At 49.8% G+C, this 861-nt stretch carries 1 protein-coding gene; it reads left to right on the forward strand.

Going from position 1 to position 861, the window contains the following annotated elements; all coding sequences use genetic code 11:
• Positions 1 to 351: 351 nt before the first annotated feature.
• A partial coding sequence (locus EDM58_RS18150) for an IclR family transcriptional regulator (protein ID WP_122914573.1) occupies positions 352 to 861 on the forward strand: 510 nt, incomplete at its 3' end.

Consider the following 861-nt stretch of genomic DNA (forward strand, 5'->3'; position numbering starts at 1 on the left):
GAATAGCGTGAGAGAAAAGAAAGAAAACTGCGGCGGGAGAACAGGCTAGTGCGGGGCAGGGCCCCGGAAAGCGAGGCACGGGCACGCATGATTTTAAGCTTGGTCCATTTCGATTCACTTTTTTTACCCAAGTCGAAATCAACCCCAATCCTTGTTTAGATGCACTTCTCCTAATGTATGTACGGACCGGAATGCGGCTTGTAGAGGTGTCACAACTGGGAAAAAATAGATGCAGGCAGGCGTTCTCCGCAATCTTTTCTTTACTCCTGTGCAAATTTTCGTATACTGAAAAGTAGCCATTCGTTTCATTAGGTGAAACTTACCGGAACAAAAGGGAAGCAGGTGTAACAGATGGAAGAACCAAAAGCAAACGTGCGTGCCGTCGAGCGGGCATTGGAGATTCTGCTTTGCTTTACGGATTCGACAGATTTGGGTTTAAGTGAGATCGCGACCCGACTATCCTTGCACAAAAGTACCGTGCATCGTTTGCTGGCAACTCTCGAAAACAAAGGATTTTTAATTCGTGATGTGCAGACAGAAAAGTATCGATTGGGCTTTCGGGTATGGGAATTGTCTGCCAACCTCACTCATAATGATGATCCGGCTACGATGCTGCTGCCGGAAATGGAACGATTGCGCGATCTGGTAGAGGAGACGATCAGCCTGTACGTGCGCGATGGCTATGAACGAATTCGCATCCAGGCCGTGCAAAGCAAGCAGGCCATACGCAGGGTTGCTCCGGTAGGGGCCAGGATGCCATTGACGGTGGGTGCTTCCAGCAAAGTGCTGGTTGCCCACGACGAGCCGATGGTAACGGCTGAAATCCTCAATGGATTGGAATGGCCGGATTATGTGGATCGG

Origin of the sequence: Brevibacillus panacihumi, from assembly GCF_003710985.1 — a bacterium.
Taxonomy (GTDB): domain Bacteria; phylum Bacillota; class Bacilli; order Brevibacillales; family Brevibacillaceae; genus Brevibacillus; species Brevibacillus panacihumi.